This window comes from Halotalea alkalilenta (genome assembly GCF_001648175.1).
Taxonomy (GTDB): Bacteria; Pseudomonadota; Gammaproteobacteria; order Pseudomonadales; family Halomonadaceae; genus Halotalea; species Halotalea alkalilenta_A.
In genome coordinates this window covers 1,731,475-1,757,964 of sequence record NZ_CP015243.1, presented here as the reverse complement: position 1 = coordinate 1,757,964, position 26,490 = coordinate 1,731,475, and the positions used below count along the sequence as shown (strand labels likewise).

Genomic DNA, 26,490 nt, shown 5'->3' with positions numbered 1-26,490 from the left:
GCGCGGGTGCGGCCGCGCGCGAAGTCTTCACTGCGCAGCGGCGAGCGGCGGTGCCTGCGTGCTTCCGGCCTGCGCGCTGCGGGTCTCGATACGCTGCTCGATCTGCTCCAGCTGGGCGTCGATCTCCGCCAGCCGAGCGCGCCTGGCCTCGCCGTCGCCATCGTCGCGGGCGGCCAGCTGGGTACGCTCGCGGAACAGCTCCAGCTGGCGGATCGGCAGCAGCTGGTCGTCATCGGAAGGCTGGAAGCGCCCCCACTGCAGGTCGGCGAGTATCTGCTGCTGCTCGGCGGTGGTGCCGTAATCGAGGAAGAACGCGCGCAGTTTCTCCTTCTCTTCGTCGTCGAGGTTCTTGCGCCAGACCAGCGGATCGGAGGGGATCAGCGGCGAACGCCACACCTCGCGCAGTCGGGCCGCGGCGGTGGGGTTGACCTGCTTGAGCCGCTCCATGCCCTCGGTGTTGAAGGTCGCCACGTCGACCTGGCCATTGGCCACCGACAGCGCGTTGGTCTCGTGATTGGTGTTGAGGGTGCGCCTGAATGCGGTGCTCGGATCGACGTTGCGCTGGGCGAAGACGTAGTAGCCCGGTACCAGGTAGCCCGAGGTCGAATTCGGGTCGCCGTTGCCGAAGGTCAGCTTGTCGGCGTCGGCGAGCACCTGGTCGATATCCTGGTAGGGCGCATCCTGATTGACGATCATCAGGCTCCAATAGCCCGGGTCGCCGTTGGCGGCGGTGGTCTGGACGAAGACCTCGCCACCGGCGCGATCGACCGCCTCCATCGCCGACTTGTTGCCGTACCAGGCCAGATCGATCTGGTTGAAACGCATCGCCTGGATCACCGCCGCGTAGTCGGTGGCGAAGAACGGCTTCACCTCGACGCCGAGCTCACGCGACATGTCGTCGAGGAACGGCTGCCAGACCTGGGCGAGGTTCTGGCTCGACTCGGTGGAGATGATGCCGAAATTGATCGTCTCCGCGGCCTGGGTCTGGAACGACGCGACCGAGGAGATGCCCATTCCCAGCAGCAGCAGTGGAGTGCGAAGCCTGGCGGCAAGTTTCATGATCGGTTCTCCGTTGGATCGGACGAGGATCGATGGGAAGTCAGCCGGTGGCGCCGAGCATGCCGCCCGGCACGTCCAGCGCGCGACGGCGCGCATCGCGCTCGACACCGATGGCATCGAGCGCGAGGTTGTCGTAGAGGCTTTCGAGCCGGTCGTCGGTGAGCTCCCCGATCGGCCCGTCGAAGTAGAGCCGCCCATCCTTGAGCGCGATCGCCCGCTCGCAGTGACGCCGGGCGTAGTCGACCTGATGCAGCGAGACCAGGAGCGTGCGTCCATCCTCGCGGCTGACTCGTTCGAGGATTTCCATCACCTCGCGCGCGGCTCTCGGATCGAGCGAGGCGATCGGCTCGTCGGCGAGGATCAGCTCGGCGTCCTGGACCAGCGCGCGAGCGATCGCGACACGCTGCATCTGTCCGCCGGAAAGGGTGTTGGCGCGCTGGCCGGCGAGGTGATCGATGCCGACCCGCGCCAGTGCGTCGAGCGCCATGCGCCGCTCATCGGCGCAGAACCACCCGCACAGCGCACGCATTCGCGGCATCGCCCCGAGCCGACCAATCAGCACGTTGGTCAGTACGTTCAGCCGCCCGGCCAGATTGAACTGCTGGAAGATGTAGCCGGTGCGCAGCCGCTCGGCCCGGGAGCCGCGCCGCACCCGGCCCGCGCGCGAAAGCGCGCGGCCAAGCACCTCGACCCGTGCCGGGCTGCCGCGATCGGGATGGCTCAGCCCAACCAGCTGGCGCAGCAGCGTCGACTTACCCGCGCCGGAGGGCCCGATCAACGCCACCCGTTCGCCCGGCGCCACCTCGAAGCCGATCTGGTCGAGTACACGGCGTGCGCCGAAGGTCTTGCTCAGCATTGAGACTTTGATCACCGGTGTCATGACTCGCGTCCTCATCGATGGAAACCAGCGGTGGAGAGGTATCGATCCACGGCTCGTTCGATGACGAGAGTCTGCGCGACGGATGTGACCCCCACTTGTCTAGACGATGGCGAGGAAGTGAACATTCGATGTCGGTTTCGCTTCGAACCGACGGCGCAAGGCGACACGATGCGCTTGTTTCCCGCCGCCGAGCCGCCATATTGCTTGGATGGACCGCTCTCCCTCCCCTTCCACGCCCACGGTGGCGTCGGATGCCGTGCTCGACGCCTTCCACCCGGCGGTGGCCGGCTGGTTCAGGCGTGCCTTCGAGCACCCGACCGCGGCGCAGGTCGCGGCCTGGCCTTCGATCCGCGCTGGGCGTCATACGCTGGTGGCGGCGCCCACCGGCTCGGGCAAGACGCTGACTGCGTTTCTCGCCGCGATCGATGAGCTGGTCCGCCAGGGCCTGGCCGCCGGTGGCGAGCTGCCCGACCAGACCACGGTGGTCTACGTCTCGCCGCTCAAGGCGCTGTCCAACGATATCCAGCTCAACCTGGAAGCGCCGCTGGCCGGAATTCGCGACGAGCTGCGCGCGCGCGGGCTGCCGGAGATCGCCATTCGCGCCGCGGTGCGCACCGGCGACACGCCGAGCCGCGAGCGCGTAGCGATGCGCAAGCGCCCGCCGCATATCCTGGTGACCACGCCTGAGTCGCTCTATGTGCTGCTTGGTTCGGACTCCGGTCGGCGGATGCTCGCCAGCACCCGGGCGGTGATCGTCGATGAGATCCACGCCGTCGCCGGCACCAAGCGTGGCAGCCACCTTGCGCTGAGCCTCGAGCGGCTGCAGGCGCTGTGCGGCCAACCGCTCGCGCGCGTCGGGCTCTCAGCGACGCAGCACCCGATCGAGGCGGTAGCACGCTTTTTGGTCGGCCGCTCGGGAGATGGCGACTGCGAGATCGTCGACATCGGCCATGCGCGCCGGCGCGAGCTCGCCATCGAGGTGCCACCGGTACCGCTGGCCGCGGTAATGGCCAACGATGTGTGGGAGCGGGTCTACGACCGGCTCGCCGAGCTTGCGCGCGGCGAACGCACGACCCTGGTCTTCGTCAATACCCGACGGATGGCCGAGCGCGCGGCGCGCCACCTCTCCGAGCGCCTGGGCCACGACGCAGTGGCCGCGCACCACGGCAGCCTCGCCCGCGAGCAGCGCCTCGACGCCGAACAGCGGCTCAAGCGCGGCGAGCTGCGCCTCTTGGTCGCCACCGCATCGCTCGAGCTCGGCATCGACATCGGCGAGGTCGACCTGGTCTGCCAGCTCGGCTCGCCGCGCTCGATCGCAGCCTTCCTCCAGCGCATCGGCCGCTCCGGCCACCAGATCTCAGGGGTCCCCCGCGGGCGGCTGTTCCCGACCTCGCGTGACGACCTGATCGAATGCGCGGCGCTGCTCGACTGCGTGCGCCGCGGCGAGCTGGACACCCTGGTGATTCCCCAGGCACCGCTGGACGTGCTGGCGCAGCAGATCGTCGCCGAGGTCGCCTGCCAGGAGTGGTACGAGGATCAATTGTTCGAGCTGATCCGCCGCGCCGGCCCCTATGCTGAACTCAGCGCCGAGCGCTACCAGGCGCTGCTCGGCATGCTCGCCCAGGGCTTCAGCGGTCGCTTTGGCCCGCGCGCGGCCTATCTGCACCGCGACGGTGTCTCCCGCACTCTGCGCGGCCGGCGTGCGAGCAGGCTGGTCGCGGTGACCAGCGGAGGCACCATCCCCGAAAGCGGCGACTACAGCGTAGTGCTGGAACCCACCGGCCACCCGATCGGCACGGTGAACGAAGACTTCGCGGTGGAAAGCCTGCCCGGGGATATCTTCCAGCTCGGCAACACCTCCTACCGGATCATCAAGATCGAACCCGGCCGGGTAAGGGTCGAAGACGCCCGCGGCCAGCCGCCGAACATCCCGTTCTGGATCGGCGAGGCTCCGGGGCGCAGCGACGCACTCTCGGCAGGCGTGGCGCGGCTGCGCGAGGAGATCGACCAGCGGCTGGGCGATCAGCGCTGCGACGGCACCTCCCGGCTCGCGCCGGCGATCGCCTGGCTCGAAGACGAGCTGGGCCTCGACCAGGCCGCAGCGCAGCAGATCGTCGACTACCTCGCCGTGGCCAAGGCGGCGCTGGGGGCGCTGCCGACCCAGCGCACCCTGGTGATGGAACGCTTCTTCGACGAATCCGGCGGCATGCAGTTGGTCATCCACTCGCCCTTCGGCAGCCGGATCAACCGCGCCTGGGGGCTGGCGCTGCGCAAGCGCTTCTGCCGCGGCTTCGACTTCGAGCTGCAGGCGGCAGCCACCGAGGACGCCATCGTGCTGTCGCTCTCCACCAGCCACAGCTTCGCGTTGGACGACGTATGGCACTACCTGCGCGCGGCGAGCGCCGAAGGGCTACTCATTCAGGCGCTGCTCGACGCACCGCTGTTCGGCGTGCGCTGGCGCTGGAACGCCACCGTCGCGCTGGCGCTGCCGCGCATGGCCGGCGGGCGCAAGGTGGCGCCTCAATTGCAGCGGATGAGAAGCGACGACCTGCTGGCGGCGGTGTTCCCCGACCAGGTGGCGTGCGTCGAGAACATCGTCGGCGAGCGGGAGATTCCCGACCATCCGCTGGTCAGGCAGACCCTCGATGACTGCCTGCACGAGGCGATGGACAGCCACGGCTGGATCCAGCTGCTCGAGCGCATCGAGGCGGGCGACATCCGGCTCATCGCCCGCGACCTGCCGGCGCCATCGCCGCTCGCCGCCGAGGTGCTCGGTGCGCAGCCCTATGCGTTCCTCGACGACGCGCCGCTGGAGGAGCGTCGTACCCAAGCGGTGCTGGCGCGACGCTGGAGCGATCCGGAGTCCGCCGACGATCTCGGCGCGCTCGACCCAGCGGCGATCGCCGAGGTGCGCGAGGAGGCCTGGCCGCGGGTGCGCGACGCCGATGAGATGAGCGAGGCGCTGAACAGCCTCGCCGGGATCAACCTCGGCGAGGTGCCGGACGAGTGGCGGCCCTGGCTCGACGCGCTGGCGGCCAGCGGTCGCGCCGCCCGGGTGAACATCGCCGAAGGTGAGTGGCTGTGGGTCGCGGTGGAACGGCTGAACGAAATGCGCGCGGTCTATGCCACCTCGGCCGGGCTCCCCAGGGTCGAGCCGAGTCTTGAGCCGCCGCCGGGGTTCGACCAGAGCCACTGCGCCGAGCAGGCGCTGATCGCCCTGGTCCGCGCGCGGCTCGGCGCCAGCGGCCCGGTCACCCTCGCCCAGCTGGCCCGCCCGCTGGCGCTGTCGACAGCCCGCGCAGCCCAGGCGCTGGCCACGCTTGAAGCCCAGGGCTACGCGCTGCGCGGGCGCTTCGATCCGCACACCACCGATGAACAGTGGTGCGAGCGCCAGCTGCTGGCGCGCATTCATCGCCTGACACTGAAACGGCTGCGGCGCGAGATCGCACCGGTCGAGCCGGCTGATTTCATCCGTTTCCTGTTCGACTGGCAGCGTCTTTCCGCCGACACCCGAGGACAGGGCACCCAGGCGCTGGCCGCGATAGTCGAGCAGCTCGAGGGATATCAGGCCGCGGCATCGAGCTGGGAGAGCGACATTCTTCCGGCCCGCTTGATCGACTATGGCGAGGATCGACTCGATGAGCTCTGCCGCTCAGGACGAGTGGTATGGAAACGCCAAGCGGCGCGTCAGTCGGCCAGGCCCAGGTCCGGCGGTGGGCCAGTGCGGGCGACGCCGATCGTGCTGCTGCCCCGAAGCCGTCTTGCGACCTGGGACGCGCTGGCGGCAAGCGTGCCGGAGGTGGCGCCCTCGCCCCGCGCCGAACGGGTCGCCGAGGTGCTGCGCCACCAAGGCGCACTGTTCTTCGATGAGCTCTTGGCACAGACTCGGCTGCTGCGCAGCGAGTTGGAAAACGCACTGGCGGAGCTGGTCGGCGCGGGCCTGGTCAATGCCGATGGCTTCGCCGGCCTGCGGGTGCTGATCTCACCCGCCCCGAGACGCACCCGGGCGCATCGCCACGGCCGACACACGCGAGGCTCCCCACTGGCCCACGCCATGGAGCAGGCCGGGCGCTGGGCGCTGCTGCGACGAGCACCGAGCGAGGCGGCCTCGCCCGCCGCGCACCCGGCGTATCCGGCCGACGCCCTGGAGCATCTCGTCCGCGTGCTGCTGCGCCGCTACGGCGTAGTGTTCTGGCGGCTGCTCGAGCGCGAGGCCGATTGGCTGCCGCCCTGGCGGGAGCTGCTACGCGTGCTGCATCGATTGGAGGCGCGCGGCGAAATCCGCGGCGGGCGCTTCGTCAATGGCACGTCCGGTGAGCAGTTCGCCCTGCCCGAAGCGGTGGGACCGCTGCGCCGGGCACGGCATCGGGGCAAGGAGGGTACGCTGCAGCTGGTCTGCGCCACCGACCCGCTCAATCTGGTCGGTATCCTGCTGCCGGGTGAACGGGTTCCTGCGCTCGCCGGCAACCGGATCGTCTATCGCGATGGCGTGCCGATAGCGCGCGCCCTGGGCGCAAAGCTCGAATACCAGGTTCCGCTGGATGCACAGGAGCAGGCCCAGGTGCGCGAACTGCTCGCCAGGCACGGCAAGGGCTGAGACGCTCGGCCAGCTTTCAGCGGCTTCGCCCCCTCCCCTACCTGGCCGATCTAACCGCGGCCCTACCGGGCACAGGCCATCGAGCGCAGATAGTCGAGCACCGCCTCGCGTTCACCGCTGAACAACACCTGTTGCTGCTGGCTGTCACGCTGATAGCGATAGATCGGGTCGTAATACTCGTCGAGCAGCAGATGGATCCAGCCGCGGTGCAACGCCAGAGACTCCTCTGCGCTACTGGCGAGCGCCCATGACATCAGCGCGGCGAGCCGGCGGTAGCGCTCTACACCGAGCCGCTTGGACAAGCTCGCGAGACTCTGCTCGAGACGCTCGGCGAAATGCTCGAGGCCCGGCTTTAGGCCAAAGGCGGCGATGAACTCGGCACGCAGGTCGATGACATAGTCCTTGAGCACGCGCTCGATCCGCTGCGACAACGGTGCCTCGAGCCATATCAGCGGCGCACGTTGCATCCTGCGCTGCAGCGCAAGCGGCAGCATGCAGCGTCCAATCCGCCCTCCCTCGTCCTCGACTATCAATCGAGCAGTACCCGCCTCACGCAGTTTGAGCAGCGCGATCGCCAGCCGATGCTCGAAGTCGATCTGCGCCGGCTGTGGCGTGACGCGTCCGCCGAAGCTCGAACCACGGTGGCAGGCCAAGCCTTCGAGATCGACCGCGTTCGCCACCCCGGCCAGCACCTCGGTCTTGCCGACGCCAGTCAGCCCGCCGATCCGGACCCATTCACACTCGACCACCGCACGCTCGATCACTTCACTGAGAAAACCACGCAGCGCCTTGTAGCCACCCGCCACGCGAGGGTAGTCGATGCCCGCCTCGTCACGCAGCCAACGCTGGACGATCTGAGAGCGCAGCCCGCCGCGAAAGCAATAGAGGCAGCCTTCGGGATGGGCACGGGCGAACCTCGCCCAAGACTCGATCCGCCTGCGCTTGAGTTCACCACTGACCAGCCGATGGCCGAGTTCGAGCGCGGCCTGCTGGCCCTGCCGCTTGTAGCGGGTACCGACCCGTTGGCGCTCGAGATCGTCCATCAGCGGCAGGTTGACCGCCTGGGGGAAAGCGCCCTTGGCGAACTCCACCGGCGCACGCACGTCGAGTAACGCCACCTCGTCGACGAAGAGCGTGGCGAAATCGGTCCTACTCTGCGACATCCTGATTCTCCATCGGTGTGCGAAGAGCGCTGACGATATCAGGGTCCGGCGGGCCCGTGCCGCATCGGCGCGAATGGACGGTGGGCTTTTGGTCCGGATCACCAAGCCACCCAGCGAGGGCGGGTGCCCGCTCAGCCGCATCATCCTTCTCACCGGCCAGCGGACCATGCTGGTAGACTCCGAGCGACTTCGAGGAGCCCTCTCGCCATGCTGATACTCAAGACCGTCGCCTTGTTCTTCGTCACCGCGCTGGCCGAGATCATCGGCTGCTATCTGCCCTATCTCTGGCTCAGGGAAGGCCGATCGGCCTGGCTCCTGGTGCCGGCGGCGCTGAGCCTTATGCTCTTCGCCTGGCTCCTGACCCTGCATCCCACCGCAGCGGGACGGGTCTATGCGGCCTACGGCGGCGTCTACGTATTCGTGGCGATCTTCTGGCTGTGGTCGGTCGACGGCATCAGGCCGAGCGGCTGGGACCTGCTCGGCGCTTCGGTGGCCATGGCGGGGATGGGGATCATCATGTTCGCGCCGAGCAGCTGATCACGGTGGACCAACGCCGGTGCGGAAGCCCCATGCTGGCAAGCGGCCACGCCGGGAAGTTCTACGGCACGATCGGCGCCGGTAGAGTAGCGCTCAGGGACAAGGTGGCATAGCCGATGATGCCGCTTTTCTGAAGCATTGCAGCGGCAATGCATGTTCAGCCCGAGGACACCGCGCTCCTACGTACCCAGCCGGAGACCTTCAAGCAGGAGCGAATCACCCCGCCCAGCAGGCGCAGGAACGGACGCGCCAAGCAGTAAAGCGGTGCGAGCACGCAGAACCATACCGCCGCCACCCCGAGCCACATCGGGATCCCCAATGCCCAGGCCAGCGCGTTGCCAACCCCATTGAGCAGCGTGGGATGCTGGACGACCAAGTAAACCAGCGCAGCGCCTCCGGCGACCTTGGCCCAGCGGCTGCCCGCTAGCCAAGTCACCGCCGTCACGCCCCGGCGTGCCGCGAGGGCGACCCGGGAGGCTCGCGCACCGGCGGTCGCACTGGCGCTCGGGGAGCGCGATGCGATCCCCCAGCGCGCCATACGCGAACCACCGCTCAACGCCTTGATCGCAGGTCCCGCGGCGAGCAGGCCGAGCGATCCCATCTCCAGCACCGAGCCGAACATCACCGCGCTCGGTACCTCCTCCCCACGAGCACGCAGCGCTTCCCAGCGCTTCGTGTCTCCCAGCAGCAGATTGGTCATGCCTCGCGAGATGCGCTCGGTGTTGAGCCAATCGACCTCTCCGCTGGATGGGTTGCGGGTGAACTGCTGGATGAAGTCGTAGCCTTCGTCATTGACGAACTCGACCGCCCTGGCCCCGTCCGCACGCCGCAGCGCCGCCTCGTCGGGCATCACCTCCCCGGGCTGCACTTCGTCGCGCCACCATTCAGCCAGGGTCTGGTAGCCCGACTCGGCCTGTCGTTTCCAGCGGGAAAGGAAGTAGCCATGCTGGCGGAAGTAGATGACCGGCAGCAGCATATCCGGCCCGTATTCACGCAGTGCGTGCTGGAACTCAGGCTCGAGTCCCTGTTCGGAGAGCAGTTCGCGAGCCTCATCGCCATACTTCAGCAGCGCCAACCGGGCATTGAGCCATAGCTGCTCATCCTCGGCGTAGGCGATGAAGACGATCTTCACCGCATCGGACTCGCCCTCCAGCGCCGACGACAGCGACGGCAAGCGCTGCGACAGCTCCAAATGCAGCAAACGTTGCGCATAGCTGCGCCCATCCGAGGCGGCAGCGATCACCGCCGCGCTGCCCAATGCCAGCGCCAATGCGATTGGCCATACGCGCCGCTTAGCAGCTCTGGACATCCAGTGTTCTCCTTGAAACGCGCATCCGCACTCGAAAGCTTGGCGCAATAGCGGCAAAGACGGCCCGGTCCCGGCCAAGCCATACCCACCCCGTCCTGCCATCGCGCGATGAAGATCGGGCGATCCAGGTGAGGCGAGGTGATGGATCAGAGTCTACCCGCAAGAGCGGGTGGTTCGCGGGCCCACCGATACAATAGGTCACCAAATACAAACAAACGCCAACAACAATTCAGCAACTCGCGTTCCTGCCGGCCTCGGCGCCGGACCGTGGTTCGACCCGGGCCTCCACGGCCTTTGGCGTGATGGGCCCGGTTGGCGAAGGCCCGGCTTTCCATGAACCCCCTCCGAGTTTTCCTCGACAGGGGGATGATCAGGGGGAGATTGGGCGGTCGTCATATCGTTCTTCCTCAACTTTCAGGCAGAAGCATTTTGAGCTTCAGTCTGGATAGGCGTCACGGAGAACCCGAGCTGCTTGGCGAGTCGACGCATGGAACGTTGTTTGGTTTCCAGCGCCTGTGCCTCGTAGTACTGGAGTCCGTGTTCGACATAGTCCAATCCTTTGACCATGACGCGCCAGAACAGCGCCGCGAGTTTGCGCGCCAGGGCGATATTGGCGATCAATCCACCTCGGCGACCCGCCATCCGACGGTAAAAACCGCCCAGCGCAATGTGTTTGCTGCGAGCGAGGCTGCGGGCCATGACGCAAAACAGGCGCCCAGCACGATTACGCCTGCGCTTGGCCGAGCGTTGGCGCTTACCGCTCTGATGACTCCCGGGGGCCAGCCCGGCCCAAGCGGTGAAGTGTTTCTCGGTCGGCCACTGGGTCAGGTCGGTTCCCACTTCACCTATGAGTTGCAGGACGCTGTAGTCCGTATGGGCGGGAAGCACGGTGAGATCATTGCCTCCACACAGAGCCACCAGCATCGGATGCAGGTCATCGATCTGGGGTGCATTGGCACCGCCTCGCTTGTGCGCCTTGGACGGCGGCGACGTCGGAGGATCGACGTCGATCGAACAGAGCACCGCTTCGATCTGTTGGTCGCAAGCCCTGATCAAACGCTGGTAGTGCTCCCAGCTTTCCAGCGCCTGGCGCAACGCGAACAGATGCTCCTCGGCCCAGGTCCCTTGCAGAGAGGCTTTGATCCGTTCGGCCTTCTGCTGGCGGATCTGCACGTCGCACAAAGCCAGCAGTCGCTCAGGATCGCGTTCACCCTCGAGCATCGACCGGATCACCGCCATGCCGCTGCGGCCCACCAGGTTGCTGATGACATCGTGCAATTTGATGTTCATCCGCTCCAAGGCCTTCTGCAGATGCTGCACATGCCCTGCGGCCAGCGTGATGTGGTCCTGGCGCAGTCGCAGGTAATCCTGCAAGCGCCGGATCTCGGCTGGGGGCACGAAGCCTGCCCGCAAGAGTCCGTGCGCGTGCAACGTCGCTCCCCACTGGCAATCCTTCATATCCGTCTTGCGACCCGGCAGATTGCGGGTGTGCTTACCGTTGACCATCAGCACCTGTAGTTTCGCGGCTTCCAGCACGCTGTACAGGGGCAGCCAGTAGATCCCCGTGGCCTCCATGGCCACCGACTTCACCTTCTGCGACAACAGCCAGTCGCGTAGCTCATGCAGCTGTGCCGTGAACGTGCCGAATACCTTCGGCTCCCCTCCGGCAATCGACACATACATCTGCTCGCTGCCGACATCCACGAAGGCTGCCAATGGATCCAATACCGGTAAGTGGGCCATCTCATAGCTCCTGGGAACGGGTCGATGGAGAAGGGGTTACCGCAAGCCCGGTCGTGTTCTGGGAAGACAAATCTTTCCAACGGGAAGCCAGGCTCACCATAATGCGCAGCAGCCCACGACCAGAGCCATTCTCACCACCGGGCACCCGGCACCAAAAGACATGCGGCCACGCTGCTTGCGGCAACACAGCCATGCTACTCGGGTTCAAGGTCCATGCGCAGTGCCATCGCGATGGCACAGGAGGCTCACCACGAACGGATATTGAAGCGTCCTCGCTCCTCGCCGGCTATCCGAGCATCCCGAGTAAGCGAAGCGCATCGAGGGGCACGAACGGATCGATAAATCCGTTCGTCCCGAGCGGCGCCCGCACGCGCCGAGATCGAGTCCTGACTCGGCAATGAAGGGCGCCAGTCGAGGGATCGAGCGGCGGCGATGAGGCAGTGGTTCGACTCGGGCCTCCACGGCCCTTGCCGTGATGAGCCGGGTCGGTGAAGGCCCGGCAGGTTTTGCTTGAATGGCACGATGATATGGATGGTTGTGCTTTTTCCGCCCGCTAATCTTCGCTCATATTCTCCAATCGAGCTGCTGTAATGGGTTCCGTCGACTTGCCAGTCTTGCTTCGCTGATAACTCCAATAATGAGGACAAGGCATGAGTAGCGCAGTCACGATGACCCGTCGAGAAAGGCATCCACCCCGCCCCCGTTCTTCCAGAGACCGCCTGCCCCATGCGGGCGAGCACCTCGGCCTCTACCACGCGATGGGCTACAGCGGCCACGGCGTGCAGATGTCCGTGCACATGGGCATGGCGATGGCGACGCTGATCAAGGGCGGCCGGCCGGACATCCCCTGGCTGAATGCCCCCTGGCCGCCGATTCCCGGCTACTTCGGCCTTAGCTGGTTCCTCCCCCTGTTCGGTGTCTGGCAGCGGTTCAAAGGCCGCTGCCGATAGCCCGACATCGACGATCTCTCCCGCGCCGGTTCCACATCCATAACAATTTCAACCGATGGAGCAAGAAGATGCGCAACACCTACCCGAACGGTTCGATCCCGCCACTGCTCACCGATGCCAGCGCCGGGCTTTCGCGCCGGGATACCCTCAAGCTGCTCGGCATGGCGGGAGTGCTCGGCGCCTCGATGTCCGGCGGCTCGCTCATCGTCCCGAGCGCACAGGCGGCCAGCCCCGAGGCCGCCACGCCACGCCGGGGCGGCAGCATCCGCGTCGCCAGCGACACCATTTCGACCCTCGACCAGATGGACCCAGCCAAGGGGTCGAACAATACCGACTACGTCAGGATGAATATGTTCTACAACGGCCTGACCGCGTTCGATGACAAGCTGCAGCCCCAACCAGCGCTGGCGGAAAGCTTCGAGACCCTCGACAACGGCACCACCTGGCGCTTCATCCTCCGCGCCGGGGTCTCCTTCCATAACGGCAAACCGCTGGACGCGCAGGATGTGGTGTTCTCCCTCAGCCGCCACCAGGACCCGAACACCGCCTCCAAGGCGATGACCCTGGCCCAGCAGTTCAAGGCGATCGAAGCGACCGGCGAGCGCGAGGTGATGATCACCCTGAGCGCCCCCGATATCGAACTGCCGTCGATTCTCGGCGTGCCGCACATGCTGATCGTACCGGCCGGCACGGAGGACTTCTCCCTGGGCATCGGTACCGGCCCGTTCAAATGCCAGGAGTTCACTCCGGGCGTGCGCACCGTGGCGGTACGCTACGAGAACTACTGGCGCTCGGGACACCCGTTCCTCGACCAGGTCGAGCTGGTGGGCATCAGCGACGAGCCCGCACGGGTCAACGCCCTGCTGGCCGGAGACGTGCAGCTGATCAGCTCGATCAATCCGCGCACCGCCAAGCGTCTGGAACAGGACCGGCGGGTGAGTCTGCTGGCCACCAATGCCGGCACCTATACCGACTTGATCATGCATACCGATGCACAACCCTTCAGCGACCCCAGGGTGCGGGAGGCGATCAAACTGCTGTTCGATCGCGAGACGATCAACCGCTCGGTGTTCCAGGGCTATGCGGTGATCGGCAACGACCAGCCGATCATGCCCGGCACCCCCTACTACTTCGCCGACCTGCCCCAGCGCACCTTCGATCCCGACCGGGCCAGGTCCCTGCTGGCCGAGGCGGGTGTCGCCGGCGCCCGACTGAGCCTGGTCGCCTCGCCGGCGGCGGAGAGCTCGCTGGACATCGCCGCGGTGCTGCAGCAGTCGGCGCTCTCCGCGGGCATCCAGATCAACATCAACCGGGTACCCGGTGACGGCTACTGGGACAACCATTGGCTCACCTCGCCCTTCGCCTTCGGCAACATCATCGCCCGGCCTACCGCCAACATCCTGCTGACCCAGTTCTTCAAGTCCGATGCGCCGTGGAACGAATCGCGCTGGCGCAATCCCCAGTTCGACCAGCTGCTGAGCCTGTCCCGCGCCGAGAGCGACGAAGCCAGACGCAAGCAGATGTACGCGGACATGCAGACGCTGATCCACGAGCAGAGCGGCATCGGCATTCCCGCCTTCATCAGCACCATCGATGCGCACCACCCCTCGCTCAAAGGCTATGGCTCGATCCCCCTCGGCGGCTTCATGGGCTTTATGTTCGCCGAACACGTTTGGCTCGAAGGCTAGACCAGGCCGTTTACCTGCAACCCCCGACATCACGGCAAAGGATGGAACAGATGCAGCTCAAGCAATTCAAGGCGCTGACCTTCGATGTGGTCGGCACGCTGATCGATTACGAACGCGGCATATTGGACTACGTACGCAAGGTGGGCGGCGATGCCGCCGCCGCGCTCTCCGACGAGCAGATCCTCGAGGCCTACAGCACCGCGCACAACTCCCCCGGCGCAGGAAAATGGCCGAGCGACCTGGAGCGCTGCTATCACGTGCTCGCCGAGCGGTTCGGCCTGCCCGACTCCGAACTGATCGCCAAGGGGCTGCCGCGCTCGATCTTCGAGTGGCCCGCCTTCGATGACTCGGTCGCCGCACTGAAACGCCTACGCCGGCACTACACCTTGGTGGCGACCACCAATGCTGAACGCTGGGCGCTCGAAATCATGTCGAACACCCTCGGCCACCCATTCGATCTCACCGTCACGGTCGATGACGTGCGCTTCGAGAAACCCGACCCGCAGTTCTTCGCCTACGCACGCGGTCTGCTGGCGGGCACCAAGGGCATCCGCTTCGAACAGATCCTCCACGTCGCCCAGAGCCAGTACCACGACATCGGCGTCGCGCGCCGCCTGGGCTACCAGGTGTGCTGGATCGAGCGCCGGCAGGGCAAGCCCGGGCCGGGAGGAGAACCGCCCACCGACCTCACCGTACCCGACTACCACTACGCCCGGCTCGAATCGCTGGCCGATGCCGTCGAGGCCGAGTACGACGGGCGGCGTTGAGGTCCAGTGAGGAGAAGGAGACCAGAGCACGCCGGCCTCCTTCTTCGCTCTTCCACGCGATTCGGGCGTGTCGAATGGCCTCGCCACCGCAGCGCGGCACCTTGCGTTGCAGGCTGAGCATTCCAGCGCGGGACAAATGGTGCTCATATGCAGCTCATGGCAATCAGGCATACCGACATGAGGCCGGTTGATGATGGAAGACCCAGATGGCTGGGAGCGTTACTACAAGCGCAATGACAGACGCCAAGGCTCACCCTTGCTCCGACGCGCTCTTGCTATGATCGTGCCGGACCAGCATGGCCAATCGGCTGTGGACCTGGGCTGCGGCGCGGGACTCGAAAGCGGGCTGCTGTTGGAGAGAGGTTGGAGCGTCCATGCAGTGGACAAGCAACGATCGGCGATCGATAGGGTAGAGGCGATTGCGCAACGATTACCGCAAGGCCGTTTGACGACCGTCACCAGCCATTTCGAAAATCTCGGCCCGCTGCCCTCATCGTCGTTGGTATTCGCGGGAATGAGCTTGCCCTTCTGCCACCCGGATGGTTTTCCCCGGCTATGGGCATTGATCACTCACGCACTGGCGCCGGGCGGTGTGTTCGTCGGCAACTTGCTCGGAGACAGGGACGGGTGGTCGAGCATACCGTCGATGACCTTTCACTCCCTGGCCCAGGTGGAAGCTTCATTGCTCGAATTCGAAGTGCTCTCGTTTGCCGAGATCGAAGAAGATGGGAGCAGCATGAGAGGCCCTAAACATTGGCATCGATTCGATATCATCGCGCGCAGGAGATGAAAGCCTGCCATCCCGGCCTCGATGCCAACGCAAGCCCAATCCAAGGTGAAAAAGCGCTCCTCCTGGAGCGCTTTTTCGATCCTACCGTTGCTTCTTCTACCCTTCTTTCTCCCTCACCCTGATCCCGAACAGGCTCGCCTCCCCTTCACTGCGGCCCACCGCTTCGGGCTCGACCACTTCGCCGTTGCGCACCAGCACGTGCCCGCCTTGGCCGTGGCGGGCGCCGATCACGCTGCCGACCAGGTAGGTGGGGAAGATGCCGGGGTCGTTTTCGTAGTTGGGGTTGTGGATCAGGCCGATCATCTGGAAGCGCCCGCGGGTGTTGCGCAGCGACTCGAGCGAGTCCTGGATCATCTTGCGGTGCGAGAGCTTGGAGAACAGCCCATCGAGGAGGATCACGCTTTCGCGCTGAACCTGGCCGCGGCTGCGCTGGCTGGCGTTGAGTTCGCGCAGTTCGCGTTCGATGGCGAATTCGGAGAGCTTGACCAGCCACATCAATGAGACGGCTTCGCGCTGGCCTTCGGACATGCCTTCATTGAGCGAGAACAGCCGGCCGTGGGGGCGGATGGCGTCGTGCTTGAGCCGGATCGAGACGTGGGTGAAAAGCCCGCGGTAGATCCGCTGGCGGATGCGCTTGGTCAGCTCCGCGTCGCGCTTGGCTTGCTGGCTGGCATCGTCGGTCTCGCGGCGGCGGCGCTGGTCGAGGTGCTCGTCGATCTCGGCGAGCAGCGCCTCGATCAGGCGATGGACCTGGTCGAGCGCGATCAGCTCGGCGCGGACCTCGAAGAAAGCGCCACCGCTGGCACTACGCTTGGCGACGCGCTTGAGGATGTCGAGGTTGGCGGCGGCGTCGACGGTGATCGAGCCGAGACGCTCGACCAGGGTCTCCTCGATCTGCCCGCGCGAGGCGTTGAGCTGCTCGACCCGCTGGCGGTGTTCGGCCAGCTGCTCGGTGAGCTGGGCGTGGAGCCCTTCGAGGCCATCCAGCGCGGTAGGGTCGAGACTCGACAAGGCCTCGAGCCGGGCACGTTCGAGGGCATTGAACAACCCGCCTTCGAGCGCATCGAACAGCGCCTTGCCGAGCTTGAGCTCGAGGCGCTGGATCTCTCGACCCAGACGGTCGCGCTCGCGCCCGCGCTCGCCCAGCCGCAGCGCCTCGAGGCCGCCGAGCAGGCGCTGGGAGAGCCCGAGCAGTCGATCGGCGTCGGCATCGGTTTCGAGCGGCTCGACCGCACTGCGACGCCATTCATCGAGGGCGGCATCGAGCCCGCGCATGGATTCATCTGGCTCGCGCGCCGGGGCGAGGGCGATGCGCTCACGCCAGCCTTTGGGCAGCTGGCGCAGGCGCTCGAGCCAGGCGTGGCCGAAACGGTCGAGCGCGCTCAGCGCCCGGCGATGGCGAGTGATCCGGGTGAGCGTCTCGGCATGCTCGCGGCTTGCCGCCTTGAGCCCGTCGCGAGCCTCCTTGATCGCTCGCTTGAGCTCGGCGAGTTCGCGCTCGAAGCGCTTGCCGCCGGCGCCCTGCTGGACCACTTCGAGATAGCCGCGAACGCGCTCGAAGTCGAAGCCGGCACGCCGGTTGGCCGCTTGCAGCCGCTCATCGAGCAGCGCTTGCTGCTGGTCGGCCGCGGCCATGAAGCCGTCGCCGCCGGCATCGAGAAACTCGACCAGCCCCTTCAGCGCAGCGCGCTCGCCATCGGCGAACACCGCCTCATACGCACGACGCGCGTCGAGCAGCTCACCGCGCAGCCGCTCGCGGCGTTCGCTTGCCGCTGCGCGCTGATCGCTCCCCGTTTCACGCTGCTGGTCGAGCAGCGCGAGCTGCGCTTCCAGCCGGGTCAGGGCCTGCTCGCCGCCATGCTGGTGGAAGCGCTCGACGGTCAGCCACAGCGCCCCGAAGCGCTCGATCTCGAGCGCCTGGCGCTCGCGCGTGGCACGCAGCTCGGGCAGCCGTTCGTCGGCCTCGGTGAGCCGCGCCAGCGTCTGCTCGAGCGCGGCCGCGCCGCCGCGTTCCATGAAGCGCAGCAGGCCTTGGATGCAGCTCACCCCCTCGGGGCTCAAGCGCTGGTCGAGCAGCGCCTCACGCTCAGCCAGCGCGCCCGCCTCGATCGAGAGCTTGGGCAGCGCGGTCTCGACCTCGAGTTCGAGCGCCTTGCCCGCGGCCTGCGCCAGGGCGTAGGCGTAGCCCTCGGGGTCGAGGCGCTCGATCTCCTCCTCCAGCGCCGCCAGGCGAAGGCGCTCGGCCTGCATGCGCTGCTCGGTCTGGGTGCGCAGCTCGTCGAGATGGCGCGGGTCGAGCGCGGCCTTGACCGCCAGGGTCTCGAGCCCGACCACCGCGCCGAGCGGCGGCTGCCCGGCTTCGATCCGCGCGGCCAGCGCCCCACCCTCGAGCACCAGCGTGGCGAGGTTGCGCTCGAGCAAGAGCCTGGCTGCTCGTTCAGCCTGCTCGACCCCGTCGACCACCGGGGCGAACAGGCAGCCGGCGGCCTGGGCGAGCCAGGCGCGGCGCCGCTCGACGTCCTCGCTCGCCGCACTCAGGCGCTGATGCAGGGCGAGAAAATCGATCCCCGCTTGATTCAGGCAGGCGTGCGCTTCGGCTTCGACCTGCTGGCGCGCCAGCGGATCTTCGCTCAGGCGCTCGAGATAAGCCTCGCGGGCCTTGATCCCCTCGAGCAGCGCCTCGCGCTCGCGCAGGAGCTTCGGATAGCGTCCGCGCGCATCCTTGAGCCACCCCTCGGGGGTGAGTTCACTCTCCTCGCGAAACTCCTTGAGTGCGTGCAGCAGCCCTTCGTAGCGCTGCGCCTCTCGGCCGAGCTTCTCCCTCTCGCGGTCGACCCGCTGGCGCTCGTCGATCAAGCGCTGGCGCAGGTGCACCGGCTCCTCGTCGCCGTGGAGCTTGCGATAGCGCTCGGCGTCCTGTTCGAGCAGTACCAGTTCGAGCCGCTCACGCTCGGCCTCGTCGCGCCGGCGCTGGCATTCGCCGAGCTCGGCTTCGAGCGCATCGAGCGCGCTTCGACGCGCGTGCCAGAGGCCGGCGGCCTGCTGATCGGGCCAGCGCGACTGGAACTCGCGCCACGCTTCGACCCCGCCACCGAGCTGGTCGAGCTCGCTCTGCAGCGGCTGGCGCTCGAGCGCCAGCGCATCGAGCCGAGCCTGGGCATCGGTGAAATCGCGCTCGAGCGCCTCGAGCTCGCCTTCGAGCAGGGCGATGCGCTCCTCGAGCTCAACGCTGCGGGCCTCCTTGAGCTCGAGCAGGGTCTCGGGGGTATCGCCAGGATGACGCTCGATGAAGGCGAGATAGTCGGCATAGGGCCTGGCCCATTCGCCGCGCTGGCGCTGGTGGCTGGAGAGCGCCTCGAACGCCTCGCGGGCCTGCGCCTGGCAGCGCGCCTCCAGTGCTTCGAGCTCGGCGAGATCATCGAGCTCGGCGGCCTCGAACAGTCCGTCGGAGAGGGCCTGCTGGTAGAAGCTCTGGTTGTCGGCGAAGGCCTGGTGGCGGGAATCGAGGCGTTCGCGCTCGGTTTCCAACCGCTCGACCTCGCGCTCGGCCCGCACGCGCTCCTCCTCGAGACTGGCCAGATGGGCGCGGTCGGCGATCACTTCGACCCGATACGGATTGCCGCCGCCGCTCTCGAACGCCTCGATCGCCTCTTCGAACCTCTCCACAGCCTGCCGGCGCGCCTGTTCATCGGCGAAGCCTGCGTGCTGCTTGAGGTAGTCGCGCGCCTGGCGGTAGTCGAGATGCGCCGCGCGCTCGTCGTCGAGCCAGCCTGCCTCGGGCAGCGCGACCAGCCGGCGATGGCGCGCCACCGCCTGGCCGCGCGCGGTGAGCGCAGCCTCGACATCGGCGCTCGACTGCGCGCAGAGCCTGGCGATGAACGCCACCGCAACGCGCGGGCGCCCCTCCTCCTCGAGCCCCCAGGCGCACCAGCGCGCCGGTTCATCGTCGCTCGCCGGCAGCCCCGGCAGCCCCGGCAGCCCGCCGATGGCGCCACCGCCGAGCAGCCTTTCGACCCCCTCGATCTCGTCATCGAGCGCGCTCAAGCCCACCCGCGCCTCGATCAGCTCGAGCCCCTGGGCATTGAGGGCGGACAGCTTGGCGACCTTGTGCTCGGCGCGATCTTGGTCACGCTCGGCCTCATCGAGGTTGTGGCGAAGCGTCGAGACCTTGTGGCCCGAATTGAGGATCACCTCCTCGATCAGCTCTTCGTTCTCATCGCTCTCGCCGCGCATCGCGCCGAGCAGGATCTGCGGCGCCAGCACCTCGAAGAAGAACGCTTGGTCGGGCTTCTCCCCGGCGCGCGGACGAATGGCATTGAAGATCTGGCTCTTGTCGGCGCCGCCCTCCTTCTGGAACGCCGCCATCTGGGCCAGCTCGCGACGCGAGATATGCTCGCCCACCGCGTCGAGCCACTCCTCGCGACTGGCGCCGCGCTGGACGTCGAGGGCCTTCATCGCGGCGAGGAAGTCGGCGTTGCTCGACAGCGCCAGCTTGTCGTCGCGGGTCAGGTAATGGACCGGGAGCTGCTCGAGCCGTCCCGCGTAGTGATAGAAGCCGAGGCTGCCCGAGTCGCTGTAGCCGTGGCAGCCGAAGACGAAGGTCTCGCCACCGCTCTCCAGCCCGCTCTCGGCGAGCAGGTCGCTCTGCGCGCCGCCCGAGCCTGCGCGGAATTCGACCCGCAGATGGGTCCAGCTCCTGGCCTGGCCGCCGACGTTGGACGGCGAACACTTGGTGCGAGTGCGCGAAAGCAGGGTACGGTCACGTGCCAGCAGGCCGATCAGCGCCTCGGCCAGGGTGGTCTTGCCGAAGCCGTTCTCCATGCTGATCGCACTCGACTGACCGCGCAGGTCGAGCAGCAGGTGGCGCATCTTGGCGTCCCAGGGAGAACCGATATCGCCGTGCTTGTTGAGCAGGTTGGCGACCTCGATCCGGTTGATCACGCTCATCGAGGGTTCTCCTGGTCCAATGGCTGGTCGACTGCTTCGGTGTCACTGGCCGGGGACTCAGCGCTTGCGCCGCTTCCCGCCCCGAGCCAGGCGCCGAGCGGATGCTCTTCTTCCGCGGCCGCGGTGGCCTCGATCAGATGACGCAGGTGGTGGATGCTGATCGAGGCGACCTCGACGGCGCCGAGCAGGGTCTGCTGCCAGACCTCCTGCGCGCTTTCGTTCTCACGCGGATGCTCCAGGTGGCCTGCGCGGGCGAGCAGCTCGATGAAGCCGCGCACACGGCGGGCGAGATCCTCGCCGCGCTCCTCGAGCAGCACCCTGCTCGAGCGCGGCGCCCGCTCGCCGAGCCCGCGCAGGTATTCGAGCTGCTCGCGCACCAGTTCCACCAGCTCCTCGGCGCAGAAGGTCGCCTCCTGGTAGCGGCTGACGTCCGAGGGCGCGCGGTTGCAGCGGGTGTAGAGCAACGTCATGGTCAGCATCCACAGCTGCAGGAACCACTGCGCCAGCTCGCCCTTGCTCTCCTGGCGCAGGCGCAGGGCGGCGAAGCTGGGGTCGAGCGAAAACAGCGGCGGCAGCTCCGCCTCGGGGTCGGGCAGCAGCAGATAGACCCGCGCGCCCGGCTGGATGCCGGGATAGTCGCCAGCGCCAAGCTCGGTGAGACGCAGGCCGAAGCCCTCGAGCAGTGCGGCGAGTGCGGTGCGCTCGTGCTCCTCGGCGCCGTTCAACAGCGCGCAGACGTCGCGCTCGGAAAGCTGCCCCGCGCGCAGGCCGCGGCGTTTGCGTCCACCGGCCGGGTGGGATTCGGCGGCGCGATAGCGCAGCAGGAAGGCAACCACCTCGCCCATCTCGGTCATGTTCATCCTGGGCTCTCCTCGGCGAAGCGCAGTGTCGGGGTAAGGTCGCCCTCGATCAGGCGACCATCGGCGAGTTCGACCACGAACGGGGCGGCATCCAACCCGACCCTGAGCGGCTCGCCGAGCAGCTCGGTGTCGACGAAAGCGTTGACCAGCTGGGCCAGGCACTCCTCGTCGTCGAGCCAGTGCCAGCCCTCCTCGATCGCCTCGGGCAGCGAGAGCGGCGCGCGGCGGATGCGCTCGCGAAGCGGCGCGGCACGACGAGCGAGAAAGCGGGCCAAGAGGCGGTCCTGCGCGTCATTGCTGGTCTCGGAGTCGAACACCAGGGTGGTGGTACTGCGCGCCTCGCGCTCGCGCTGGGTGATCGCCAGCATCGGCGCGAGTCTCGGAAAGCTCGCCGAGCAGTCGAACGGCATGCTCTTGCCAAGCCAGGCTTCGCTCAGCCGTTCGCTGGGCGGCACCAGCAGCAGGCGCTTGGCCAGTGCGCTGAAGTCGATCACCCCCATCGACTGGATCCGCCCTTCGGCGATGTCGGCCAGCAGCTCGGCGAGCCGGCGCGAGAGGTTCTCGATCGCGGTCAGCACTCGGGCGATCGCAGCGCTCAGCACCAGTAGATCCCACTGCTCCGAAGGGCGCCGCTCACACCAGTGCTCGAAGCGAGCGGCGAGCTCGGCAGTGGCGAGCTTGGCGCGGGCGGAGAGCAAAGTGCCCTGGATCTGGCCCAGCGCATGATGGTAGTGGCGATGCTGCTCGGTGAGCGCGGTGAGCTTGCTGGCCAGGCTTGGATGCTCGCGCACCCGCCGCACCTCCTGGGTCAGGCCGCGGATCGCGATCAGGATCTGGCGACAGATCTGCGGCACCCGGGCGAAATCGCCACGATCGAGCGCGGCGAGCACCTTGGCGGCATCGTATTCGCTGTACAGCACGTCCTCGACTTGGGCCGCCAGCGTCGCCGCCTGGCGCCCCGCTGCGCTGAGGCGTACCTGGCCGGTCTGGCGCTGGCGCTCGATCGGCGCAGTGCGCTTGGTGCTCGCGCTGACCCGGTTCGACGACCCGGCCAGCGCCTGGGGCGGGGGTACTCGCTGAGGTGGTGGTATTCGAAAGTAAAGCTCGCTCGGGGTCGAGAGCAGGTTGACCACGAAGCCCAGGTCGTCCGCCGAGAGCGCGGGATACTCCTCGCGCAGCCGCGCGAGGCAGCGCGACTGCGGAATGAAGGCGCCGTTGGCGTCGAAATCGACCTCGAGCAGATAGTCGAGCAGCAGGCAGCCGAGATCGAGCCAGTAGCCATCGCGCAGGCCCCGGCGGCTCTCCTGGCTGACCTGGATGAAGGCAGAGCCGGGTTCGTGGGCGCTATCGTGCAGGTCGATCAAGCGCGCGGTGGCGGCGAGCAGCCGGCTCCACGACGAACTCATCGAGCTACCTTCAGGCTACGGGACAGGACGCGAGGCACGGCAGGGGGAAAAATCGGCATAGCGGGCAACTTGTCTGAACGCGCGGCGCGCGATGGCGGAGACGAAAACGCCGACGCCGCTTGCGGCGGCGTCGGCGGGAGGATGATAGCAAAGCGGGTGGACCGGGGGGAGCGCCGGGGAAGCCGACGGGATTCGTCATCCGATCCGCGCCGGACGCATCCTCACTCCTGGAACAAAAGCAGCAGCGAGAGCGCGGCGAGCACCCACATGGTCGGGCGGATCTCGTCGGTCTTGCCCATCGCGGTCTTGCACACCACGAAGGCGAGGAAGCCGAACACCACCCCGTGGGTGATCGAGTAGGTCAGCGGGATCAGCACCATGGCGAGGAAGGCGGGAATCGCGTCGTCGAGCTTGACCCAGTCGATGTGGCGAATCGGCGCGAGCATGAACACCCCGACCATGATCAGCGCGGGAGCGGTGGCGATCGCGGGCACCAGCGAGAGCAGCGGCGAGAGGAACAGAAACGGCAGGAACAGCACCGCGCAGGTCACCGCCACCAGCCCGGTGCGCCCGCCCTGGCTGATGCCAGCGGCGGATTCGACGTAGGCGTTGGCGGGGCTGGTGCCGAGCGGTGCCGAGATCAGCGCGGAGAAGGCGTCGACCACCATCGATTTCTTGATGTTGCGTGGCTCGCCTTTCTCATCGAGCAGGTTGCCCGCTTGGCACACGCCCATGAAGGTGGAGAGCGCGTCGAAGAAAGTGGTGAACAGGATCACGAAGATGAACGGCCAGTAGGCCACGTTCAGTGCGCCGAGCAGGTCGACCTGGAACAGCCCGCTGAAATCCGGCCAGGCGAAGATGCCGTTGAAGTTGACCAGGGTCGAGAGTCCCGGCGCATAGGCCGAGCCATCGCCCCATAGCCGCCCGATCGGACTGGCCAGCAGGGTGGTGGTGATGATCCCGATGATCAGCGCGCCCGGTACGTTGCGTGCCACCAGGGCAGCAGTGACCGCGAGTCCGATCAGGAAGGTGATGACCGGCGCGCTCATATGGGCAAGGCCGATCACCGTGGCGGGATTGCCGACCAGGAACTTGGCGTTGACCAGGCCGATCACGGTGATGAACAGCCCGATGCCGCAGGCGATCGCGTGGCGCAGCGAGGCGGGAATCGCATCGATCACGTACTGGCGCACGTTGAGCACCGCCAGGACCACGAACAGCACGCCGGACCAGAACACGCAGCCAAGCGCCACCGGCAGCGGCACGCCCGCGCCGAGCACCATGGTGTAGGTGAACAGCGCGTTGATCCCCATGCCGGGCGCGACCAGGATCGGGTTCTTGGCGTAGAGCCCCATCGCCAGACTGCCGAAGGCGCTGATCAGCACGGTGGCGGTGAGTGCGGCGGAAAAGGAGATGCCGGCGGCGCTGAGGATGGTGGGGTTGACCACGATGATGTACATGGCGGCGAGGAAGGTACTGATCCCCGCGATGATTTCGCGCCGTGGGCTGGTGCCCTGCCGCGCGGTATCGAACAGTCGCTCTAGCACGCGTCGTTCTCCTTGAGGGGGTTCGCACCGGATGCGCCACGCGGGGCACCGGTGCCGTTATTGTGTTCGCCCTTCCCCACCGCTCAGCGGGTGCGTGGCACAGCCGGCGCCAGGGACGCGCGGACAGCGCGTAGTATATCCATCCGAAGGTCGTATCCGACACCAGACGGCGTCGCCGTTTGGGCGCCACACCGTCGCCTTCCTCAGCGCACAGGCAGGAGGAAAGCGGATATGCGATGCTGGGCGGACCCATTATCCCATCGTGCTCGAAACACCAGGAAGGAGAGCTCCATGCCCAACGACAAGCTGCTGCCCCTGATCACGGAGCCCGCTCAGCTCGCCGAGCGGCTCGACCACCCCGACCTGCTGATCATCGACGTGCCGCTCAAGGCCGAGAGCTACGCGGACGGCCACGTGCCGGGGGCGCTGTTCCTCGATCATCGCCGGCTGCTCAAGGGCGAGGGCCCGGTGCCCAACGACCTGCCCGACCTGGAGGCGCTCTCCCGGCTGTTCTCCGAACTCGGCCTCAGCCCCAACCACCATGTGGTCGCCTACGATGACGAGGGCGGCGGCTGGGCCGGACGCCTGCTCTGGACCCTCGAGCTGCTCGGCCATCGCCACTACTCCTATCTCAACGGAGGGATCCACGCCTGGCGCGGCGAAGGCCTGCGGCTCGAGCGCGAGTCGAACACCCCCACGCCGAGCGACTATCGCGCGGAGCTGCTCCATCCGGAGGTCTCGATCGACCGCGAGACGCTGCTCGAGTCACTCGACCAGGTGGTGGTGTGGGACGCGCGCTCCCCCGCCGAGTACCGCGGGGAGAAAGGCGACAACCGCCATCTTGGTCATATCCCAGGCGCGGTCAACCTCGATTGGCTGGAGCTGATGGACCGCGACCGCGACCTGAGGCTGCGCGACAACGTCGAGCTGATGACCCTGCTCGAGGCCCGCGGCCTGACCACCGAGGAGGATATCGTCACCCACTGCCAGAGCCACCACCGCAGCGGACTCAGCTGGCTGGTCGGCCGCGCGCTCGGCTTCACCCACATCCGCGCCTACCCTGGCTCGTGGAAGGAGTGGGGCAACCGCGACGATACTCCGATAGAACGCTGAAGCCGTCTGCGCCGCCGATGCGGGGCAGGCTATACTGCCTGCCCCGATAACCCGGCGTACCGCCCGCTCACCATTCGTTGCCGAGACCGATGCCCGATCTTAATCGCGACAAGCTCTTCGCCGCTCTCCAGTACCCGCTGCCCCATGCGCTGATCTCCCGGCTGGCGGGTCGAATCGCCAGCGCACGCACGCCGTGGCTCAAGAACCTGCTGATCCAGCGATTCGCCCGGCTCTACGGCATCGACATGACCGAGGCCGAGATCGAAGACCCGCGCGCCTACGCCTGCTTCAACGATTTCTTCACCCGCGCGCTCAAGCCCGGCGCCCGACCGATCGAGGAAGGGATCGTCTCCCCCGCCGACGGAGCGATCTCCCAGTGCGGTGCGATTCGCCACGCCAGCATCCTCCAGGCCAAGGGCCACGAGTATTCGGTCGATACCCTGCTCGGTGGTGGCGACGTCTGGTCGGAGCCGTTTCGCCACGGCAGCTTCGCCACCCTCTATCTCTCTCCGCGCGACTATCACCGGGTACACATGCCCTGCGCCGGCACTTTGCGGCGCACGGTCTACGTACCGGGGCGGATCTTCTCGGTCAATCGCGCCACCGCCGCCGAGGTACCGCACCTGTTCGCTCGCAACGAGCGGCTGGTGTGCCACTTCGATACCGAGTACGGACCGATGGCGATGGTGCTGGTCGGCGCGATGATCGTCGCCGGCATCGAAACCGTTTGGGCCGGACAGGTACCGCCGCACGGCGAGCAGATCCAGCGCCACGACTTCAGCGACGGTGTGAGCCTGGACAAAGGAGCGGAGATGGGACGCTTCAAGCTCGGCTCGACCGTGATCCTCTGCTTTGGCGAGGGAGTAGCGCCCATCGCCCAGCTCGCAGCGGGTCTCCCGCTGCGCCTGGGCCAACGGCTGATGCAGCGGATCTAAGCGAGTCTAACCAAGGCCTCATCGCCGCCGCTTACTCCCTCGACTGGCGCCCCTCATTGCCGAGTCGGTGCCCGACCTTGGCGCGTATGGGCGCCGCTCGGGACGAACGGATTTATCGAGCCGCTCGTGCCCCTCGATGCGCTTCGCTTACTCGGGATGCTCGGATAGCCGGCGAGGAGCGAGGACGCTTCAATATCCG

17 protein-coding genes are annotated in these 26,490 nt (G+C 67.1%); 8 read left to right on the top strand and 9 right to left on the bottom strand.

The annotated features are described in order from the left end of the window. Positions 1–27: 27 nt before the first annotated feature. Both phnD and phnC read right to left on the bottom strand, forming a co-directional pair. Positions 28–1,059 carry a phosphonate ABC transporter substrate-binding protein gene (phnD, locus tag A5892_RS07685; RefSeq protein WP_064122308.1) on the bottom strand — a complete coding sequence of 344 codons (1,032 nt, stop codon included), beginning with the start codon at positions 1,057–1,059 and terminating at the stop codon, positions 28–30. Positions 1,060–1,099: 40 nt separating this feature from the next. After that, positions 1,100–1,939, bottom strand: coding sequence for a phosphonate ABC transporter ATP-binding protein (gene phnC / locus A5892_RS07680; RefSeq protein WP_064122307.1), 840 nt, complete (start codon positions 1,937–1,939; stop codon positions 1,100–1,102). Positions 1,940–2,195: 256 nt separating this feature from the next. On the opposite strand from phnC, the gene A5892_RS07675 reads away from it, so the two are divergent. Beyond that, on the top strand, positions 2,196–6,536 hold the full coding sequence (locus A5892_RS07675; RefSeq protein ID WP_223302822.1) for an Lhr family helicase: 4,341 nt from the start codon (positions 2,196–2,198) through the stop codon (positions 6,534–6,536). 62 nt (positions 6,537–6,598) lie between these two features. Here the strand turns inward: A5892_RS07675 and mnmH are convergent, their stop codons facing one another. Continuing rightward, complete coding sequence (gene mnmH, locus A5892_RS07670) at positions 6,599–7,699, bottom strand: tRNA 2-selenouridine(34) synthase MnmH (protein WP_064122305.1); 1,101 nt, start codon at positions 7,697–7,699, stop codon at positions 6,599–6,601. Positions 7,700–7,906: 207 nt separating this feature from the next. Here mnmH and A5892_RS07665 point away from each other — a divergent pair, with 207 nt between their 5' ends. Beyond that, positions 7,907–8,236: a YnfA family protein gene (locus A5892_RS07665; RefSeq protein ID WP_150123509.1), complete on the top strand. Its 330-nt coding sequence runs from the start codon at positions 7,907–7,909 to the stop codon at positions 8,234–8,236. 157 nt (positions 8,237–8,393) lie between these two features. Here the strand turns inward: A5892_RS07665 and A5892_RS07660 are convergent, their stop codons facing one another. Beyond that, positions 8,394–9,545 (bottom strand): hypothetical protein, encoded by a 1,152-nt coding sequence (locus A5892_RS07660; protein WP_064122304.1) that lies wholly within the window; start codon positions 9,543–9,545, stop codon positions 8,394–8,396. A 414-nt stretch (positions 9,546–9,959) separates the two neighbouring features. Next, entirely contained in the window at positions 9,960–11,288 is a 1,329-nt protein-coding gene (locus A5892_RS07655; protein ID WP_064122303.1) for an IS110 family transposase, read from the bottom strand. Positions 11,289–11,938: 650 nt separating this feature from the next. On the opposite strand from A5892_RS07655, the gene A5892_RS07650 reads away from it, so the two are divergent. From A5892_RS07650 to A5892_RS07635, 4 genes are all read left to right on the top strand, one after another. Next, a complete protein-coding gene (locus A5892_RS07650; RefSeq protein ID WP_064122302.1) occupies positions 11,939–12,238 on the top strand; it encodes an FAD-dependent oxidoreductase in 300 nt (99 codons plus the stop codon). 68 nt (positions 12,239–12,306) lie between these two features. Further along, the gene (locus A5892_RS07645) at positions 12,307–13,926 is read left to right on the top strand and encodes an ABC transporter substrate-binding protein (RefSeq protein WP_064122301.1); all 1,620 of its coding nucleotides are present in this window, start codon (positions 12,307–12,309) and stop codon (positions 13,924–13,926) included. 50 nt (positions 13,927–13,976) lie between these two features. After that, entirely contained in the window at positions 13,977–14,693 is a 717-nt protein-coding gene (locus A5892_RS07640; RefSeq protein ID WP_064122300.1) for an HAD family hydrolase, read from the top strand. 190 nt (positions 14,694–14,883) lie between these two features. Further along, a complete protein-coding gene (locus tag A5892_RS07635) occupies positions 14,884–15,483 on the top strand; it encodes a class I SAM-dependent methyltransferase (RefSeq protein WP_064122299.1) in 600 nt (199 codons plus the stop codon). 96 nt (positions 15,484–15,579) lie between these two features. Here the strand turns inward: A5892_RS07635 and A5892_RS07630 are convergent, their stop codons facing one another. From A5892_RS07630 to A5892_RS07615, 4 genes are all read right to left on the bottom strand, one after another. After that, positions 15,580–20,430, bottom strand: a complete 4,851-nt coding sequence (locus tag A5892_RS07630) for a hypothetical protein (RefSeq protein WP_064122298.1) — start codon at positions 20,428–20,430, stop codon at positions 15,580–15,582. Beyond that, positions 20,427–21,290 (bottom strand): hypothetical protein, encoded by an 864-nt coding sequence (locus A5892_RS07625; RefSeq protein ID WP_064122297.1) that lies wholly within the window; start codon positions 21,288–21,290, stop codon positions 20,427–20,429. The genes A5892_RS07630 and A5892_RS07625 overlap by 4 nt, the downstream gene beginning before the upstream one ends. Further along, complete coding sequence (locus A5892_RS07620) at positions 21,287–22,696, bottom strand: hypothetical protein (protein WP_064122296.1); 1,410 nt, start codon at positions 22,694–22,696, stop codon at positions 21,287–21,289. The genes A5892_RS07625 and A5892_RS07620 overlap by 4 nt, the downstream gene beginning before the upstream one ends. Before the next feature lie 221 nt (positions 22,697–22,917). Further along, the gene (locus tag A5892_RS07615; RefSeq protein ID WP_082890327.1) at positions 22,918–24,243 is read right to left on the bottom strand and encodes an NCS2 family permease; all 1,326 of its coding nucleotides are present in this window, start codon (positions 24,241–24,243) and stop codon (positions 22,918–22,920) included. Positions 24,244–24,534: 291 nt separating this feature from the next. Here A5892_RS07615 and A5892_RS07610 point away from each other — a divergent pair, with 291 nt between their 5' ends. Together A5892_RS07610 and asd are read left to right on the top strand one after the other, a co-directional pair. After that, a complete protein-coding gene (locus tag A5892_RS07610; RefSeq protein WP_064122294.1) occupies positions 24,535–25,356 on the top strand; it encodes a sulfurtransferase in 822 nt (273 codons plus the stop codon). A gap of 89 nt (positions 25,357–25,445) precedes the next feature. After that, positions 25,446–26,291, top strand: a complete 846-nt coding sequence (gene asd / locus A5892_RS07605) for an archaetidylserine decarboxylase (RefSeq protein WP_064122293.1) — start codon at positions 25,446–25,448, stop codon at positions 26,289–26,291. Positions 26,292–26,490: the final 199 nt, after the last annotated feature.

Excerpts from the sequence above, each read along its gene's own strand:
- phnD (WP_064122308.1), bottom strand. The coding sequence starts at position 1,059 with ATGAAACTTGCCGCCAGGCTTCGCACTCCACTGCTGCTGCTGGGAATG.
- phnC (WP_064122307.1), bottom strand. The coding sequence starts at position 1,939 with ATGACACCGGTGATCAAAGTCTCAATGCTGAGCAAGACCTTCGGCGCA.
- mnmH (WP_064122305.1), bottom strand. The coding sequence starts at position 7,699 with ATGTCGCAGAGTAGGACCGATTTCGCCACGCTCTTCGTCGACGAGGTG.
- A5892_RS07665 (WP_150123509.1), top strand. The coding sequence starts at position 7,907 with ATGCTGATACTCAAGACCGTCGCCTTGTTCTTCGTCACCGCGCTGGCC.
- A5892_RS07660 (WP_064122304.1), bottom strand. The coding sequence starts at position 9,545 with ATGTCCAGAGCTGCTAAGCGGCGCGTATGGCCAATCGCATTGGCGCTG.
- A5892_RS07655 (WP_064122303.1), bottom strand. The coding sequence starts at position 11,288 with ATGGCCCACTTACCGGTATTGGATCCATTGGCAGCCTTCGTGGATGTC.
- A5892_RS07650 (WP_064122302.1), top strand. The coding sequence starts at position 11,939 with ATGAGTAGCGCAGTCACGATGACCCGTCGAGAAAGGCATCCACCCCGC.
- A5892_RS07645 (WP_064122301.1), top strand. The coding sequence starts at position 12,307 with ATGCGCAACACCTACCCGAACGGTTCGATCCCGCCACTGCTCACCGAT.
- A5892_RS07640 (WP_064122300.1), top strand. The coding sequence starts at position 13,977 with ATGCAGCTCAAGCAATTCAAGGCGCTGACCTTCGATGTGGTCGGCACG.
- A5892_RS07635 (WP_064122299.1), top strand. The coding sequence starts at position 14,884 with ATGATGGAAGACCCAGATGGCTGGGAGCGTTACTACAAGCGCAATGAC.
- A5892_RS07630 (WP_064122298.1), bottom strand. The coding sequence starts at position 20,430 with ATGAGCGTGATCAACCGGATCGAGGTCGCCAACCTGCTCAACAAGCAC.
- A5892_RS07625 (WP_064122297.1), bottom strand. The coding sequence starts at position 21,290 with ATGAACATGACCGAGATGGGCGAGGTGGTTGCCTTCCTGCTGCGCTAT.
- A5892_RS07620 (WP_064122296.1), bottom strand. The coding sequence starts at position 22,696 with ATGAGTTCGTCGTGGAGCCGGCTGCTCGCCGCCACCGCGCGCTTGATC.
- A5892_RS07610 (WP_064122294.1), top strand. The coding sequence starts at position 24,535 with ATGCCCAACGACAAGCTGCTGCCCCTGATCACGGAGCCCGCTCAGCTC.
- asd (WP_064122293.1), top strand. The coding sequence starts at position 25,446 with ATGCCCGATCTTAATCGCGACAAGCTCTTCGCCGCTCTCCAGTACCCG.